13 protein-coding genes are annotated in these 15,107 nt (G+C 59.7%); 11 read left to right on the top strand and 2 right to left on the bottom strand.

What is annotated here, in order from left to right:
• Positions 1 to 3: 3 nt before the first annotated feature.
• Positions 4 to 501: a PAAR domain-containing protein gene (locus PseuLF5_RS05240; protein WP_034155639.1), complete on the bottom strand. Its 498-nt coding sequence runs from the start codon at positions 499 to 501 to the stop codon at positions 4 to 6.
• 666 nt (positions 502 to 1,167) lie between these two features.
• On the opposite strand from PseuLF5_RS05240, the gene PseuLF5_RS05235 reads away from it, so the two are divergent.
• The 4 genes from PseuLF5_RS05235 (at position 1,168) to PseuLF5_RS05220 (ending at position 5,509) form a co-directional block, all read left to right on the top strand.
• On the top strand, positions 1,168 to 1,527 hold the full coding sequence (locus PseuLF5_RS05235) for a DUF6124 family protein (RefSeq protein ID WP_123468074.1): 360 nt from the start codon (positions 1,168 to 1,170) through the stop codon (positions 1,525 to 1,527).
• Between the two features lie 698 nt (positions 1,528 to 2,225).
• A complete protein-coding gene (locus tag PseuLF5_RS05230) occupies positions 2,226 to 3,323 on the top strand; it encodes a SagB/ThcOx family dehydrogenase (RefSeq protein WP_340133093.1) in 1,098 nt (365 codons plus the stop codon).
• A complete protein-coding gene (locus tag PseuLF5_RS05225; protein WP_340133092.1) occupies positions 3,316 to 4,275 on the top strand; it encodes a diiron oxygenase in 960 nt (319 codons plus the stop codon). Before PseuLF5_RS05230 ends, PseuLF5_RS05225 begins: the two co-directional genes overlap by 8 nt.
• Before the next feature lie 19 nt (positions 4,276 to 4,294).
• Positions 4,295 to 5,509 (top strand): MFS transporter, encoded by a 1,215-nt coding sequence (locus tag PseuLF5_RS05220; RefSeq protein WP_340133091.1) that lies wholly within the window; start codon positions 4,295 to 4,297, stop codon positions 5,507 to 5,509.
• Between the two features lie 604 nt (positions 5,510 to 6,113).
• On the opposite strand, the gene gspI is transcribed toward PseuLF5_RS05220, so the two are convergent.
• The gene (gene gspI / locus PseuLF5_RS05215) at positions 6,114 to 6,500 is read right to left on the bottom strand and encodes a type II secretion system minor pseudopilin GspI (RefSeq protein WP_186748732.1); all 387 of its coding nucleotides are present in this window, start codon (positions 6,498 to 6,500) and stop codon (positions 6,114 to 6,116) included.
• Positions 6,501 to 6,647: 147 nt separating this feature from the next.
• On the opposite strand from gspI, the gene gspG reads away from it, so the two are divergent.
• Genes gspG through gspF form a run of 7 tightly spaced genes read left to right on the top strand, consistent with a single transcriptional unit; the run spans position 6,648 to position 14,847 of the window.
• Positions 6,648 to 7,106 (top strand): type II secretion system major pseudopilin GspG, encoded by a 459-nt coding sequence (gspG, locus tag PseuLF5_RS05210; protein ID WP_445262407.1) that lies wholly within the window; start codon positions 6,648 to 6,650, stop codon positions 7,104 to 7,106.
• An 8-nt stretch (positions 7,107 to 7,114) separates the two neighbouring features.
• Positions 7,115 to 8,074 (top strand): type II secretion system minor pseudopilin GspK, encoded by a 960-nt coding sequence (gene gspK, locus PseuLF5_RS05205; protein ID WP_340133090.1) that lies wholly within the window; start codon positions 7,115 to 7,117, stop codon positions 8,072 to 8,074.
• Positions 8,071 to 9,246: a type II secretion system protein GspL gene (gspL, locus tag PseuLF5_RS05200; RefSeq protein ID WP_340133089.1), complete on the top strand. Its 1,176-nt coding sequence runs from the start codon at positions 8,071 to 8,073 to the stop codon at positions 9,244 to 9,246. Before gspK ends, gspL begins: the two co-directional genes overlap by 4 nt.
• Positions 9,239 to 9,787 carry a type II secretion system protein GspM gene (gspM, locus tag PseuLF5_RS05195; RefSeq protein WP_322374397.1) on the top strand — a complete coding sequence of 183 codons (549 nt, stop codon included), beginning with the start codon at positions 9,239 to 9,241 and terminating at the stop codon, positions 9,785 to 9,787. The genes gspL and gspM overlap by 8 nt, the downstream gene beginning before the upstream one ends.
• The gene (gene gspD / locus PseuLF5_RS05190) at positions 9,784 to 12,177 is read left to right on the top strand and encodes a type II secretion system secretin GspD (RefSeq protein ID WP_340133088.1); all 2,394 of its coding nucleotides are present in this window, start codon (positions 9,784 to 9,786) and stop codon (positions 12,175 to 12,177) included. The genes gspM and gspD overlap by 4 nt, the downstream gene beginning before the upstream one ends.
• A gap of 52 nt (positions 12,178 to 12,229) precedes the next feature.
• Positions 12,230 to 13,636 (top strand): type II secretion system ATPase GspE, encoded by a 1,407-nt coding sequence (gene gspE / locus PseuLF5_RS05185; RefSeq protein ID WP_340133087.1) that lies wholly within the window; start codon positions 12,230 to 12,232, stop codon positions 13,634 to 13,636.
• A complete protein-coding gene (gene gspF, locus PseuLF5_RS05180) occupies positions 13,636 to 14,847 on the top strand; it encodes a type II secretion system inner membrane protein GspF (protein ID WP_123468116.1) in 1,212 nt (403 codons plus the stop codon). Before gspE ends, gspF begins: the two co-directional genes overlap by 1 nt.
• Positions 14,848 to 15,107 lie beyond the last annotated feature (260 nt).

The raw sequence follows: 15,107 nt of genomic DNA, 5'->3' as shown, positions 1-15,107 counted from the left end.
TTTTCAATCCTCCAAAAACAGTTGGATCGTTTCCGCGAGGTGCGAGCTAATTACGTGCGTATACCCCATTGAATCGCTGACACCGTGCTCAATGCTGCCGTCAGCTCGCTGAATGGCGTAATCAAGATTAGCTAACGGCTCCCCTGACTCGTCGTCAATAAGCCTGAACTTGTCGCTGAAGTGCACGGGCATCGACGTCAGACCGCTGAAGGGCGCTGATACGACGGTGTCGCCAATAATGACCGTTCCGGATCCGCCGATAACCACGTTGCCGTGGCCACCGGTACTGTCTTTAGTCGCAGCATTCAGCCCATTGATGAAAACCGTAGCGCTGACGGCGCCCGTAATTGGGCTACCGCAGGCGGATTTGTCGGTCATTCGAGCGGCGGCAAGACCGTCGAAATTTACATTGGGCGAGCCGCTGACAATAGGGTTTGTGCCATGCCCCGGGAGCGGGCAATTGGTTGGATCTGTCACTCGCGCAGCAGGTTTGCCACTCATGAAATGTTCCTTTTCAACGTTTCAGTTTTCCTTGACCGGAATGGAGTCGATATGGGGCGAGGGGTATCGGCCGCCAAAATAATGCGGGGGTGTCCAGCGTGTACGCGCGAAGAAAAGGGCATGTCCTTGGAGGGGCGCATAAAGTTTTACTGTCCATGTAAATGTGCTGCGCGCAGCATGCCCGAGGCAGGCTGCGCGCTCAATATTTACTTACAAATTATTGGTTGACTGCTAGATGTGGCCGCGAGGCGGGGCGAGCAGGGGGAATCCTTGGCAACAGGTGACGGGATCGTTTTTAGACTGCAGGACGCGATGAGGCGCGATAAACGCAAAAAACATCTCCAGATACTCTCTCAGGCTACATATCCTTGCGCCTTTGCCTACAGCTACGCCAGAATCCGCCGGCTTGTGCGCCTTGGGGGCGGGTTCTATTGTGCTCCGGTCGCTGACAAATCAGCGATCGGGTTTCGCAGCCCGGATCAATCAAGGCGCACAGCGCTCCGAAACGTTGCCACTTTTGGCAACGGTGCTTTATGGCGGCTGTGCGCGGGATACCTTCGGGTATGCCGGGTTCCTTGATTCCCGGTCTGCGAACCTGCGTACAGCTGCCACCTCTCTTCGTTTCGCAGCGATATGTGGCGGCTCCAACAATCAAGGAGCTTCACCATGATCAAACCAACACCCAACCCACCCGAAACCGACTCGGTTTCCCCCTACGAATCCCTCGATTCCAAAAAACTCCACGAAGCCGCCGACCGCGCCCTCGACCATTACCTCTGTCCGCCCGGTTCCACGCCGCTCCCGCGTAAAACCCGCGGGATGTATGCCGTGACTGCGGACAACAAAAACGAAGAACTGCTGATTGATGCCAGTGAAACACTGGCTTCGGCGAAGGCCATTGCTCATGACGCTGCGAGTCTGTTGCCCGTGGCACAGCGGCGGACGTTGTTGGGGATTGCGCAGTTGATCATGCTTGGTGAGTTGGCGGTGAATCGGGCGTTGGATAATTTGCAGATGCCGGGGTGACGCGAGGGGCGGGATCACCTGGTGATTGATCGGGTGGTCATTCTGGCGCCTTCGCGAGCAAGCTCGCTCCCACAGGGTTTTATGCTGGTCACAGATAGTGTGTGCGAGGCTGAAACCTGTGGGGGCGGGTTATTGAGGCATTTCAGGACATTCATCGGTCCATCGCGTAACCGTCATGTCCTTGAACTGTTCACCGATGGTATCGACGCGTAGGCAGGTTCCTGTTTTTGCGTAGTACAAGATGCAGCGCGAGCTATCGAGACCTTTCCTCACAGGATGGCATTGCGCTTGAGGTAACGCGGTGGTTACCAAATTCCTGGTGATTTATGTGTGCTGAAAGTATGCGCTGCAATGGCGCACTTGAATTGTCAGACAATACCCAACTGGCCAAATTCGGAGACTTTTGCAGCACTATCCCGGTGCAGGTGTATGAAAGTTATGCACCAAGTTAATCGCCAGATATTTTTTTAATTTTCATTATTGACACCTGATTTTATTTGTTTAAATCTCGCTTCGCCGAATGGTTCGGCTTTATTGAAGATAAGGAAAGTGTCATGACCGTAATTAATCTCGAATCGAAAACCCTGGCTAACTGGACTCAAGCGGCAGGCCCGGTTAAAACCACCGTCAAGTGATGTTCAGGCCCGGAAGAAGTTCTTCCGGGCTTTTTATTTTTGCCAGTCTCAAGGACGAGAGCAGTGCCATCCTATATCAGTGATAATATTTTTTTTCTGATCAAGAATAAGCAGTTGGTGCTATGGGACTATCAAGCACACAAGCAATATTCCATCGCTCCGCAGTATCTTTGTCGGTTGCTGCATCTGAGTCAGAATCCAGACGAAGAGCCGGATTCACAAGACGCAATCGACCAGGAATTGCTGGCGGCGGACGTACTGTCAGAGACTGAATTTCCCGCGATGGAATGGGGCTGGGATGATCTATCCCGCATCTTTCACGTTGGCACCAGCAAGATCGACTATGCGGCGCGACCCGAAAGCGTCCATGAATGGGCAATGGCCTATCAATCGGCGTGTGAAGAAGCCTTCACTGTTCCGGTGCCGAAGTTAAGGCATGAGGCTCAGGATAAAGATGAAAGGCAATGTATTGCTCTAACACGACCGGACATTATTCAGCATCATGACTTGCACAGCACGTTGTTAAAACGACGCAGTGTCAGGGAGTTCCTTCCTGTGGCGGTCACCAAACAACAGGTAGCATCAATACTTTATTATTCGCTGGCGTATCTTCCTTTTCGCGCTCTTGAAACTAGTCTGTCGTGTCCCGATGAACTACGGCATCGCAGAACTAGCCCTTCAGGCGGCGGACTTAATGCGATTGAAGGGTATGTTTATATCAAGAATGTCGCGCAGATCCCGCCCGGGTTTTATTACTACAATCCTGTCGAGCACCAGTTGGAAGCCATAAGTAACGATCTCGATTTCAGTTTGGGTCAGGCACTCAACGGGCAATTCTTTGCGCAAGATATTCCGTTCGGTATTTTCCTGACGTGCCAGTTTGACCGGCTTTGGTGGAAGTATCCGCACTCGAGAGCCTATCGCGTCGCGTTGCTGGATGCCGGCCATATCTCCCAGACCGTGCAGCTTGTTTCAACTGCGCTGGGCCTTGGGACTTGGGTCTCTGCCGCTATTGATGAATCGTGTCTGGAGCCATTGTTGGGCGATCTCCACTCGTCAGCGCCCTTGTTGTTTGTCGGGGCCGGTGTCAGCACCGGCCGGGACATGCCGGCGGCTTTGGAAGCGCTGCATGCCAACGAGGGAGCGGGGGAAAATGATTGAGGAAGTGAGTTCGATCGACACCGATGCGCTGCAAGTCTTTTCAGACTGGAACGACGCCGCCACCGTGCGGACGCGGCCTAACGCCTATGACCTGTCCGGCTGGACGCAGGGGGGCGAACAGCACAAGGACTGGTTTGTGCCGGCGGCAACTCCCTGGCTCGCCGACGAGGCGGTTCATTGCCATGGCGACGCCGTGAGGCAGGCGATATTGGCCAGGTATCTGGTGATGTTCCTCGACTACACGACTGAACTGGAGACGCGCATTGTCAATCGCGCGATCACAACCATTGCGCATGATCGGATTGGCTTGGGTTTGTCTCCGGCGTTGAAACTCACAGGCCTCAAGTTATATGCCGACGAGGCCTACCATGCGGTGATGTCGGCGGAGGTCGCCAATCAAGTCAGCGCTATTTATGGAATTGCCAATCGGGAAGTTGCCTCAGAGCGCGTCCGGAATATCCGGGCGCTGGTGAATACGGTTGAGCCTGCCCATACCGAATTGGCCTGGTTCGTTGTTGGATTTGTTTCTGAAACGGTGATTACCAAGGAATTTCTGAAGATCTCCAAGGCAACCGTTTATGCCCCCGTCTACCGGATGCTGCGTGACCACCTTGAGGACGAACTCAAGCACTCACTTTATTTTTCGCACCTTTTTACGATTGTCTGGCAGGGCGCTTCCGACGCTCAGAAAACCTTCATGTCGGGTTTTATCGTTCAAGCCATTTACGAGTTTTTCAGGCTGCATGAAACCTGGTTGTTCGAGAACTTGAAGTGTGTGGGCGTTGATGCCGCCAGTGCGTGGCTTATCCATGAAAGGCAACAAGGCCATGCGCCTCATCGTGCCAGGGCCCGAGCCGGGTGCACCGCAACGATAACGGCGATGAAACGCAGTGGTTTTTTCAAAGACCCCGTGAACGTGAAGCGCTTTGCCGAGGCAGGGCTTATCGAATGACAGCCAAAGGGAGAATACGGTGAACGTTAAGCTCAAATCGCCTTCGAAGGCCTCTGCACTTTTCTTGCTGTCGGTCATGGTTGTACTCGGCGTGTTCCCGCTCGATGTATTACTTCCGTCTTATCCGGCGTTGGCGGATGCGTTCGGGATGCAAGTCAATGAGGTCACATTCTTTGTGGCGACCTTTGCGGTCGGGTTCTCCCTCTCTCAAATCGTGGTAGGGCCGCTGTCCGACAAATACGGCCGACCTGTAATGCTCAAGCTTGGGTTGGTGGTGTCGCTGCTGGGGATTACGGGTTGTCTGCTCTCCAGCACTCAAGTGCAGTTTGCCTTGGCGCGAGTGGTGCAGGGGGTAGGGTGCGGATGCTTTGTGTTGGCTCAAGCGATTGTTCAGGATGTTTTCACGGCTGAAGATCGACAGCGGATTCGTATTTACATGCTGTCGTTAAGCGGACTGTGTATTTCGTTCTCGCCGTTGTTTGGGACCTATTTGCAGTACGCCCTGAATTGGCAAGGGAGTTTCTACGTGTTTGCTGGGCTGGCGGTGATCTTGCTGGGGCAAACGTTGTGGTTTTTCCCCAAATTCCAGGATCAGTCGCTGACGTCGCGATCGCAAAAGCTGGAAATATTGAAGCGTTATGCGGATATCTTCAGCTTTAAACCTTTCGTGTATTCGTGGATGACATCGGCAACGGCGTTTTCTTGCCATTTTGGCTTCATTGCGATTTCTCCAATCATCTTCCTCGAAACGCTGCGGGTGTCCTCGTTGACTTATTCATGGGTGCTTCTGGCCTATGGAGGCGCCTATGTGGTGGGCGGGTTATTGGCCACGCGGTTATCCAAAACACTGACAATCGACACGCAAATCAAGTTGGGATTGGCGATCTCGGGGCTGTCCGGTCTGATTATGGTGGGGTTGATTCAGTTTCAGCTCTCCATCGCTACGGTGGCGATACCGATGATCATCTGCACCGTAGGCACCACGCTGGTCAGACCCGCCGCCGCCTCCAGGGCCATGGAGATGTTCAGCGAAAAGGCGGGGGCCTCGTCGGCGGCGGGCGGCACCCTGATGTTTGTCACGGCTGGGGTCGTCAGCGTGCTGCTCGCCGTCGCACCCTTTCCTCCGCAGGAGAGCCTGGCCGCCTTCATCTTGATCGCAACAGTACTCGGCTATGGCTTCAACAAATGGGGAGTGGCTGAGGGGGCGGCGCTTGAGAGCTTCCCGGCCAAGTGAGCGTTAGGCTGGCGGGCCGGGGTTGCGGGGGGAGGGTGAGCCTTCTTGCCAGGTCCTTCGAGTAAGTTTGTTACCGTTTACGGTATTGCGTTTGGAAAATCAGGGTCGGCGTTGTCATGGCAATGATGGCTGCTGGCCGGTCTCGGTGTCTGGATTGATTCTTCTGGGATGAAGGGCAAAAGCTACCCTCACCCCAGCCCTCTCCCGGAGGGAGAGGGGGCCGACCGAGTTGTCTTGCGGGGTGCATCGACCTGGAAGATCTCGGTGGTTATGGGTTCGGTGAGGGATCTTGGCGATTATGGGTTTGGTGATTATGGGGCTTCGCGAGTAGAAGCGGCCCTCACCCCAGCCCTCTCCCGGAGGGAGAGGGGGCCGACCGAGTTGTCTTGCGGGGTGCATCGACCTGGAAGACCTTGGCGATTATGGTTCGGTGAAGGAACTTGGCGATTATCGCTTTGGTGAAAGACCCTGGTGATTATGGCTTCAGGGAAGAACCTTCGATTTGGCTTTGTGAGCTTGGCAATTGTGGATTCAATGAAAGGCTTTCAAGTCGGTGTAGCTCTCGAATATCCCCGAATCGGTTCCCTCTCCCTCTGGGAGAGGGCTAGGGTGAGGGGCTTTCTGTTCGGGACAACAACGTCTCCAGCCTGGCCAACGGCGGCGCATCCTGGTTGCGGTCGAATACCTGGATGCCAATTTTGAGCAACCGCCCATTTTCGGCTGCGCTGATCAATTGCTCACACCGCAACAACAACCGTCCCTGATCGCAATCAACAGCCTTCATTCCCACCGGCAATCGCCCCTCCAACCGCAACTCCGCCATCCGACTCTGCGCCGCAATCAGCGCCACCGACCGATCCCTTAAAACCCCGCTGCTCTGCGTCATCAACCCCGCCACGCGCACAGCCGCCGACATCGCCACGGCAATAATCGCCAGCGCCACCAGCACTTCAATCAGGGTGAAACCCGCTTCTCGCGAACGCGCACGCATACATGGCCCAAAGCCAAAACACAGCCCTCGACGCTAACCCGCGTGCTTGACGGCTTGACGACGAAAACTCCCGAGGATTTTCAACATCCCTGACATATCTTCTTGCAACACTGCGCGTCGAATCGAATCAAGCCAGGGAATGTCGAGATGGATATCGCACCTTTCAAATCGCTTCAGAAACCGATGCGCACGCCGCGTGGTCAGCAGGGTTTTACCCTGATCGAGATCATGGTGGTGGTGGTGATTCTGGGGATTCTCGCGGCGATGGTGGTGCCCAAGGTGCTCGATCGTCCCGATCAGGCGCGGGCCACGGCGGCGAAGCAGGACATTGGCGGGTTGATGCAGGCCCTGAAGCTATATCGCCTCGACCACGGCACTTACCCGAGCATGAACCAGGGGCTGAAGGTGTTGGTGGAGCGGCCGGCGGATGCGAAAAACAGCAATTGGCGTTCGTACCTGGAACGCCTGCCGAACGATCCGTGGGGGCGTCCTTATCAGTACCTCAACCCCGGCGCCAACGGCGAGATCGACATCTTTTCCCTCGGCGCCGACGGTCAGCCTGACGGCGACGGCGTAAATGCCGACATCGGTTCGTGGCAGCTGTAAGGCCGGCCATGGACAGCCGTTCGCCGAACCGGGCGAAGCAGCAAGGGATGGCGATTATCAGCGCGTTGCTGATCGCGGCCGTGGTGGCGGTGATTGCGGCGGGCATGCTCACCCGCCAAAGCGTTTCGACCCGTGCGCTGGAAGCGGATCAGCAGCGCGTGCAGGGCCGCTGGGTGGTGCAGGGCGGTCTGGAGATCAGCCGTCAGTGGTTGTGGGAGGCGCGCCAGCGTGATCCGCTGACCCGCCTCGATCAGCCGTGGGCACAGCGCCTCAGCGCCTCAGGTTTTGAAGGCCGGCTGGAAGACGAGCAGGGCAAGTTCAACCTGCGCAATCTGGTGGCCAATGAGCGCGTGGATGAGGCACAGGTCGAGGCGTTCGCGCGCCTGTGCGAGTTGATTGGTGTCAGCGCCGGGTTGAGCCAGCGCATCAGTCAGCGGGTGATTGCCTCTTACCCGCGACTGTTGAATCCGCAGATCGCCGCGACCATCCAAACCGGCTTCGACAGTGGCCGGTTAACGTCGCCCAACGCTTCGCGAAAACCCGAAAATCCAAAGCTGCCGATGCTGCGCAGCATCGAGGATCTGCGCGGTGTCGATGGCATCAATGACGCGCTGATCAGCAAACTCGCGCCGTACCTGACGGTGATTCCAGCAACGACTTGGGTCAACGGCAACACCGCTACTGCGCCGGTGCTGGCCGCGAATGTGCCGGGGTTGTCGCTGGAGCGGGCGCAGGCGTTGATCAATGAACGTGACGCCGGGCGCTGGTTCATCAATCGCGGTGATTTCGTCAACCGTTTGCGCATGCCGCAACTGGAGATCAGCAGCGTCAAGGTCGGCATCACCAGTGACTGGTTTCGCCTGCGCGGCGAGGCGCGGCGTGATCAGCGCCGGGTCAGCCTCGAAGCGTTATTGCATCGCTCGCAGGATCGCCTGCCGCAGGTGATCTGGTCGCGGGTGGGCGTATGAGTCAGCTACGGATTGCTCTGGCGCCGTTGGCCGAACTTGAGCTGGACAGTCCGCTGTGCTGCGCGTGGCTGGATCGTCAGGGGCAGGTCAGTCGTGAGGAATGCCTCAGCCTGAACCAGTTGAGCCAGTCGCCGAAACAGCCGCCGCTGGTGTGTTTTCTGCACCCCGCGGACAGTCTGCTGGCGAGCATCGACGTGCCGCCGCTGCCTGCGAACAAGACGGCGGCCGCGGTGCAATGCGCCGCGCAGGCGTTGATGCTCGGTGACGGCAACGCGATGCACATCGCTCACAGTCCCCGTGATGAAGCCGGGCAGGTGCAGATCGCCTGGGCGCCCCGCGAACGCTTGCTGCGCCTCGGGCAACTGCTCAAGCACAGCGGCCTTAACCTGCGCGGCGTGTACCCGGCGGCTTACAGTTTGCCGGTGTTGCCGGGCACGGTGGCCTGTCGCCTGGACGGTCATCTGTTGCTGCGCGACAGCGTGCAAACAGCGCGGGTGCAGCCGTTGTTCGATGAAGACCCGGGCGACGGGTTGCTGGCGTCCGGCAGTGCCTTGCACTGGATTGGCGACGGTGCACCGCCCAACGCTGAACTGCCGATGGCCGAGGCCCAGCGCTGGACCGGGCCGTTGCCGGGCTGGGGCCTGCACGGCGCCGTGCAACAACAGAACACCGAGCATCGCGGCTGGGGCCGGGCATTGGCTTTGTTGGCATTGGCCGTGGCGGTGTGGGTGGTCGGTTTGAACCTGTATGCCGCCCGCGAAGCCAGTCAGGGCCAGCAGTTGAAGGCGCACATGAATCAGCGGGTGAAACAGGCCTTCCCCGAGTTGCCGGTGATCCTCAATCCGTTGCAACAGGCCCGTCAGCAATGGGCGGCGCGGCAGAAGGGCGCGGCGGACGATCCGGCGCAAACCTTCAATCGGCTGGTGCTGCAGGCCGGCAGCGGCATGCCGTTTATGGCTGGCAGTGTCGAGCAACTGACGTTCGCCGAGGGCGCGTTGCAATTGCGCCTGCTCAGCGATGCGCGGCGCTCCGGCACCGACAAAGACTGGCAAAGCACACTCGCTCAGGCCGGCATCAGCGTCACCGCCGAGGATGACGGCTGGACGCTGCGCCCGGCAGGAGAATCCCCTTCAAGTAGCACCGACGACAACAGCGGAGCAGAAGATGAATAAGGCCTCGCTCGCGGAGTACCGCGCCCGCTGGCAGCGTTTCAACAGTCAGGTGCAGGCGCGCTGGCAACCGTTGGCGCTGCGGGAGAAACGCATGGTCGGCGGCATGGCTCTGGCGCTGGTCGGCCTGTTGATCTGGGTGGCGTTGATTCAGCCACCGCTGAAGAAAATCACCTATTGGCAAGCCGAGACGCCAAAACTGCGCGCGCAGACCGAAGCGCTGGAGGTGTTGCTGCGCGAAGTCAGCGTGCGCCCGGCCGGGCAAAGCGTGGCCCAGGCGCTGGAGCAGACGCTGCAGGCCAGCGGTCTGGCCGGGCATTACCAATTACAGGCGGCGGACGCCGGCGCGTGGCAGTTGATCTTCGACGCCGCCCCGGCCGATGCGGTGCTCGACTGGTTGCTGAGCACGCCGTCACAACTTTCTTTGCAGGTGGTCGAGGCCCGTTTGCAACGTGCAGACAACGCTTCGACCGATGTTACCGCCGGCACTTTGTCAGGCACCGTTCGCATGGATCAGGCGCTTGGCGCTAAGGAAGCTTCATGAAGGGGTCAGGATCCAAACCGGCACGCTTGGCTTTGCCGATGCTGCTGATGGCATTGAGCGCGTGCAGCAACACCACCACGCCACAGAATCAGCCGCCGTTGCTGGTCGACAGTGAGCTGGGCCGGCCGCTGGCCAACACCCAGCGCAGCGGCGACGCGGTGCTGGACCGCGAGCGCGCACAGGCGCAGGCGCGACCTGCGCCGAAGCAATTGCACAACATCACCAAGAGTGCGCGCAGCGGTGCGGCGCCATCGGGTACCACGTTGCCGAGCAATCCGCTGGGCGATCAACCGGTGACGCTGAATTTTGTCGACGCCGATATTCAAGCGGTGGTGCGAGCGTTGTCGCGATCGACCGGTCAGCAGTTTCTCGTCGATCCACGGGTCAAGGGCAACCTGACGCTGGTTTCGGAAGGCCAGGTGCCGGCGCGCCAGGCTTACGACATGTTGTTGGCGGCGTTGCGCATGCAGGGCTTCAGCGTGGTCGATGTCGGCGGTGTGGCGCAGGTGGTGCCGGAGGCCGATGCGAAGCTGCTCGGCGGGCCGATCTACAGCGCCGACAAACCCGCCGGCAACGGCATGCTCACCCGCACGTTCCGCCTGCAATACGAGAACGCGGTGAATCTGATTCCGGTGCTGCGCCCGATTGTGTCGCCGAACAACCCGATCAACGCCTATCCGGGCAACAACACCATCGTCGTCACCGATTACGCCGAGAACCTCACCCGCGTCGCGCAGTTGATTGCCAGCATTGACTCGCCGAGTGCGATCGACACCGATGTGGTGCAGATCCAGAACGGCATCGCCGCTGACATCGCGCCGATGGTCGCTGATTTGCTGGATGCGCCGGGCAACGATCCGACGCAGAAAATCGCGGTGATCGGCGACCCGCGCTCCAACACCATCATCATTCGCGCCGGCAGCCCCGAGCGTACCGAGCTGGCGCGCAACCTGATCTACAAACTCGACAATGCGCAGAGCAATCCGAGCAACCTGCACGTGGTTTATCTGCGCAACGCCCAGGCCGCGAAACTGGCGCAGGCCTTGCGCGGCTTGCTCACGGGTGAGAGTGACAGCGGCACCAGCGACAGTGCGCGGTCGGTGCTCAGCGCGATGGGCGGCACCGGCAGCAATGGCGGCCAGAATGGCCAGAGCGGTGCGCAAACCAGCGGCACCCCATCGACCAGCAGCAACGGCAGCACGGGCAGCGCCGGCGGCAGTTACGCCCAGGGCAGCAGTGGCAGTGGCAGCGGCAGCAGTGGCGGCGCGCAAAGCAGTGAACAGAACGTTGCCTTCAGCGCTGGCGGCGTGACCATTCAGGCGGACGCCACCACCAACACCTTGCTGATTTCCGCGCCGGAACCGCTGTACCGCAACTTGCGCGAAGTCATCGACTTGCTCGATCAGCGTCGCGCACAAGTGGTGATCGAAAGCCTGATCGTCGAGGTCGGCGAAGACGATGCCAGTGAGTTCGGTGTGCAATGGCAGACCGGCAACCTCGGTGGTAACGGCGTGATCGGCGGGGCCAATCTGGGTGGCTCGGGCATCAACGTCAGCGGCAAGACCAGCATCGACGTATTGCCGCAGGGTTTGAACCTGGGCTACGTCAACGGCACCGTCGACATCCCCGGCATCGGCAAGATCCTCGACCTGAAAGTGCTGGCCCGAGCGCTGAAGAGCAAGGGCGGCACCAACGTGCTGTCGACGCCGAACCTGCTGACCCTGGACAACGAAGCGGCGAGCATTTTCGTTGGCCAGACCATTCCGTTTGTCAGCGGCAGTTACGTCACTGGCGGTGGTGGCACCAGCAACAACCCGTTCCAGACCGTGACCCGTGAAGAGGTTGGTTTGAAGCTCAATGTGCGGCCGCAGATTTCCGAGGGCGGTACGGTCAAGCTCGACATTTATCAGGAAGTCAGCAGCATCGACGAACGCGCTTCGGCCAGCGCCAACTCTGCGGGGATTGTCACCAACAAACGGGCGATCGACACCAGCATCTTGCTGGATGACGGCCAGATCATGGTGCTTGGCGGCTTGCTGCAGGACGGCTACAGCCAGAGCAACGACGCGGTGCCGTGGCTGGGCAGTCTGCCGGGGATTGGTGCGCTGTTTCGCAACGAGCGCCGGGCAATCACCAAGACCAACCTGATGGTGTTCCTGCGCCCGTACATCATCCGCGACAGCGAAGCGGGGCGCAGCATCACCCTCAACCGCTACGATTTCATGCGTCGCGCCCAGGGTGGCCTGCAACCGGAACGCAGCTGGGCGATGCCGGACATGCAGGCGCCGCAATTGCCGACAGCAGCGCAAGGCGTGCCGGCAGTGGCGCCCACCTCAGGCCCTCGCGCAACCATCAAAGCCGTACCGATTGACGGGAGCAGACGCTTTTGAAACCAGCCCGCAATCTGCAACTCACCACAGTGGATTTGGAGGAGTTCAGGAGATGAGTGCGTTGCCTTACGCCTGGGCCAAGGCGCAGCGGATTTTGTTGTGTGATGGGGTGTTGACGGTGTGCCCGTCGACGCCCGGCTGGTCGATCAGTGAGGCGCGGCGGCAGTTTGGCGCGACCACGATACAGCGCGTGCGCGATGACGAACTCGATGGCTTGCTCGCCAGCGCTTATGCCGATACTGGCAGCGCGGCGGCGGTGGTCGGTGCGGCGGAAAACGAAGTCGATCTCGACCGCCTGATGCAGGACATGCCGGAAATCACTGACCTGCTCGACACCCAGGACGGCGCGCCGGTGATTCGCATGATCAACGCGCTGCTCACCCAGGCCGCGCGCGATGAGGCCAGTGACATCCACATTGAACCGTTCGAAACCCATTCGGTGGTGCGCTACCGGGTCGACGGCACTCTGCGTGATGTGGTTTCGCCGCGCAAGGCGCTGCACGGTGCGCTGGTGTCGCGGATCAAGATCATGGCCCAGCTCGACATCGCTGAAAAACGCCTGCCGCAGGACGGTCGCATCGCGTTGCGTGTGGCCGGGCGGCCAATCGACATTCGTGTTTCAACGGTGCCCACCGGGCATGGCGAAAGGGTGGTGATGCGCCTGCTGGACAAACAGGCCGGGCGGCTGCATCTGGAAACCCTGGGCATGGACGCGCAAGTGCTGGCCAAACTCGACCACCTGATCCGCCAGCCCCACGGCATCGTGCTGGTCACCGGCCCCACCGGCAGCGGCAAGACCACCAGCCTCTACGCCGCGCTGGCGCGACTGGATGCCAGCACCAGCAACATCCTCACCGTGGAGGACCCGGTGGAATACGACCTGCCGGGGATCAGCCAGATTCAGGTCAACGCCAAGATCGACATGACCTTCGCCCTGGCACTGCGGGCGATTTTGCGGCAAGACCCGGACATCATCATGATCGGTGAGATCCGCGACCTGGAAACCGCGCAAATCGCGGTGCAAGCCTCGCTCACCGGTCACCTGGTGCTGGCGACCCTGCACACCAACGACGCGGTGTCGGCGGTCAACCGCTTGATCGACATGGGCGTCGAACCGTTTCTGCTGGCCTCGTCGATGCTCGGGGTCTTGGCCCAGCGGCTGGTGCGACGACTGTGCAAAGAATGCAAACAAGAAGACCCGGCGGCGCCGGGGACGTGGCGCCCGGTCGGTTGCCCGGTGTGTAATCACACCGGCTACAGCGGTCGCACCGGCATTCACGAATTGTTCTGCATCGACGACGACATCCGCACCCTGATTCACCAAGGGGCAGGGGAGCAAGCCTTGCGTGCGGCGGCGTCAAAGGCCGGCATGTTCAGCCTGCGTGAGGACGGTGAACGCTGGATTCGCAGCGGCGCCACCGCCCCTGAAGAAATCCTCCGTGTGACCCGGGACGCCTGATGAATCGCTATCGTTTTGAAGCCGCCGACGCCACTGGCAAGATCGAGTCCGGGCATCTGGAAGCGGACAGCCAGGGCGCCGCGTTCAGTGTTTTACGCGGGCGCGGATTGACCGCATTGTCGGTGCACAAGGAAAGCAATGTCGCCCAGCAGGGCGGCGGTGGATTATTCAGCGCCAGGCTCTCCGACAATGATCTGGCCTGGGCCACGCGGCAATTGGCGAGTCTGTTGGGCGCAAGCCTGCCACTGGAGGCAGCGCTCAGCGCCACGGTGGAGCAGGCCGAAAAAAAACACATCGCCCACACCCTCAGCGCCGTGCGTGCCGACGTGCGCAGCGGCATGCGCCTGGCCGAGTCATTGGCTGCGCGGCCACGGGATTTTCCGGAGATTTACCGTGCGCTGATTGCGGCGGGGGAGGAATCCGGAGATCTGGCGCAGGTCATGGAGCGGCTCGCGGATTACATCGAGGAGCGCAACAACCTGCGCGGCAAGATTCTCACCGCATTCATTTATCCGGGTGTGGTCGGGCTGGTGTCGATCGGCATCGTGATTTTCTTGCTCAGCTACGTGGTGCCGCAAGTGGTCAGTGCGTTTTCCCAAGCGCGGCAGGATTTGCCGGGGCTGACCCTGGCGATGCTCAACGCGAGTGATTTCATCCGCAGTTGGGGCTGGCTGTGTGCAGGGATCATGGCCGCAAGCTTCTGGAGCTGGCGCTTGTATCTGCGCAATCCGGCGGCGCGTTTGAGGTGGCATCATCGGGTGCTGAAACTGCCGCTGATCGGGCGTTTTATTCTGGGCCTGAACACCGCACGTTTTGCTTCGACCCTGGCAATTCTCGGCGGCGCCGGGGTGCCGTTGTTGCGCGCACTGGAAGCGGCGCGGCAGACCTTGTCCAACGACCGCTTGAGTCTGAGTGTCAGCGAGGCCACGGCCAAGGTGCGTGAGGGGGTGAACCTCGCGGCGGCGTTGCGGGTGGAGAACGTGTTTCCACCGGTGCTGATTCACCTGATCGCCAGCGGCGAGAAGACCGGGTCGTTGCCACCGATGCTTGAGCGTGCGGCGCAGACGCTGTCACGGGATATAGAGCGGCGGGCGATGGGCATGACCGCATTGCTTGAGCCGCTGATGATTGTGGTGATGGGCGGGGTGGTGCTGGTGATTGTGATGGCGGTGTTGTTGCCGATTATTGAGATTAATCAGCTGGTGCAGTAGTGGTGTCTCTGATGTTTTGGTGGTGTCTGATCGGGCCCCTTCGCGAGCAAGCTCGCTCCCACAGTGTTAGGTGGTGTGAAGTAAATTGCATTAACAACATCAATTCCTGTGGGAGCGAGCTTGCTCGCGAAGGGGCCAGTCCGGGCAACAAATAATCCAATCTTTTTTTCAGGACTTCAGCATCACCCGACCCTCAAAAGAACCATCCTCGGGTTCTCCGTTCTGTCATCTGCAACCACCCGCCAACGCCTCCAGCCCGA

Source organism: Pseudomonas sp. LF-5, from assembly GCF_037626295.1.
Lineage (GTDB): Bacteria > Pseudomonadota > Gammaproteobacteria > Pseudomonadales > Pseudomonadaceae > Aquipseudomonas > Aquipseudomonas monsensis.
The sequence above is the reverse complement of the archived record's forward strand: the minus strand, read 5'-3'. Positions and strand labels throughout refer to the sequence as shown.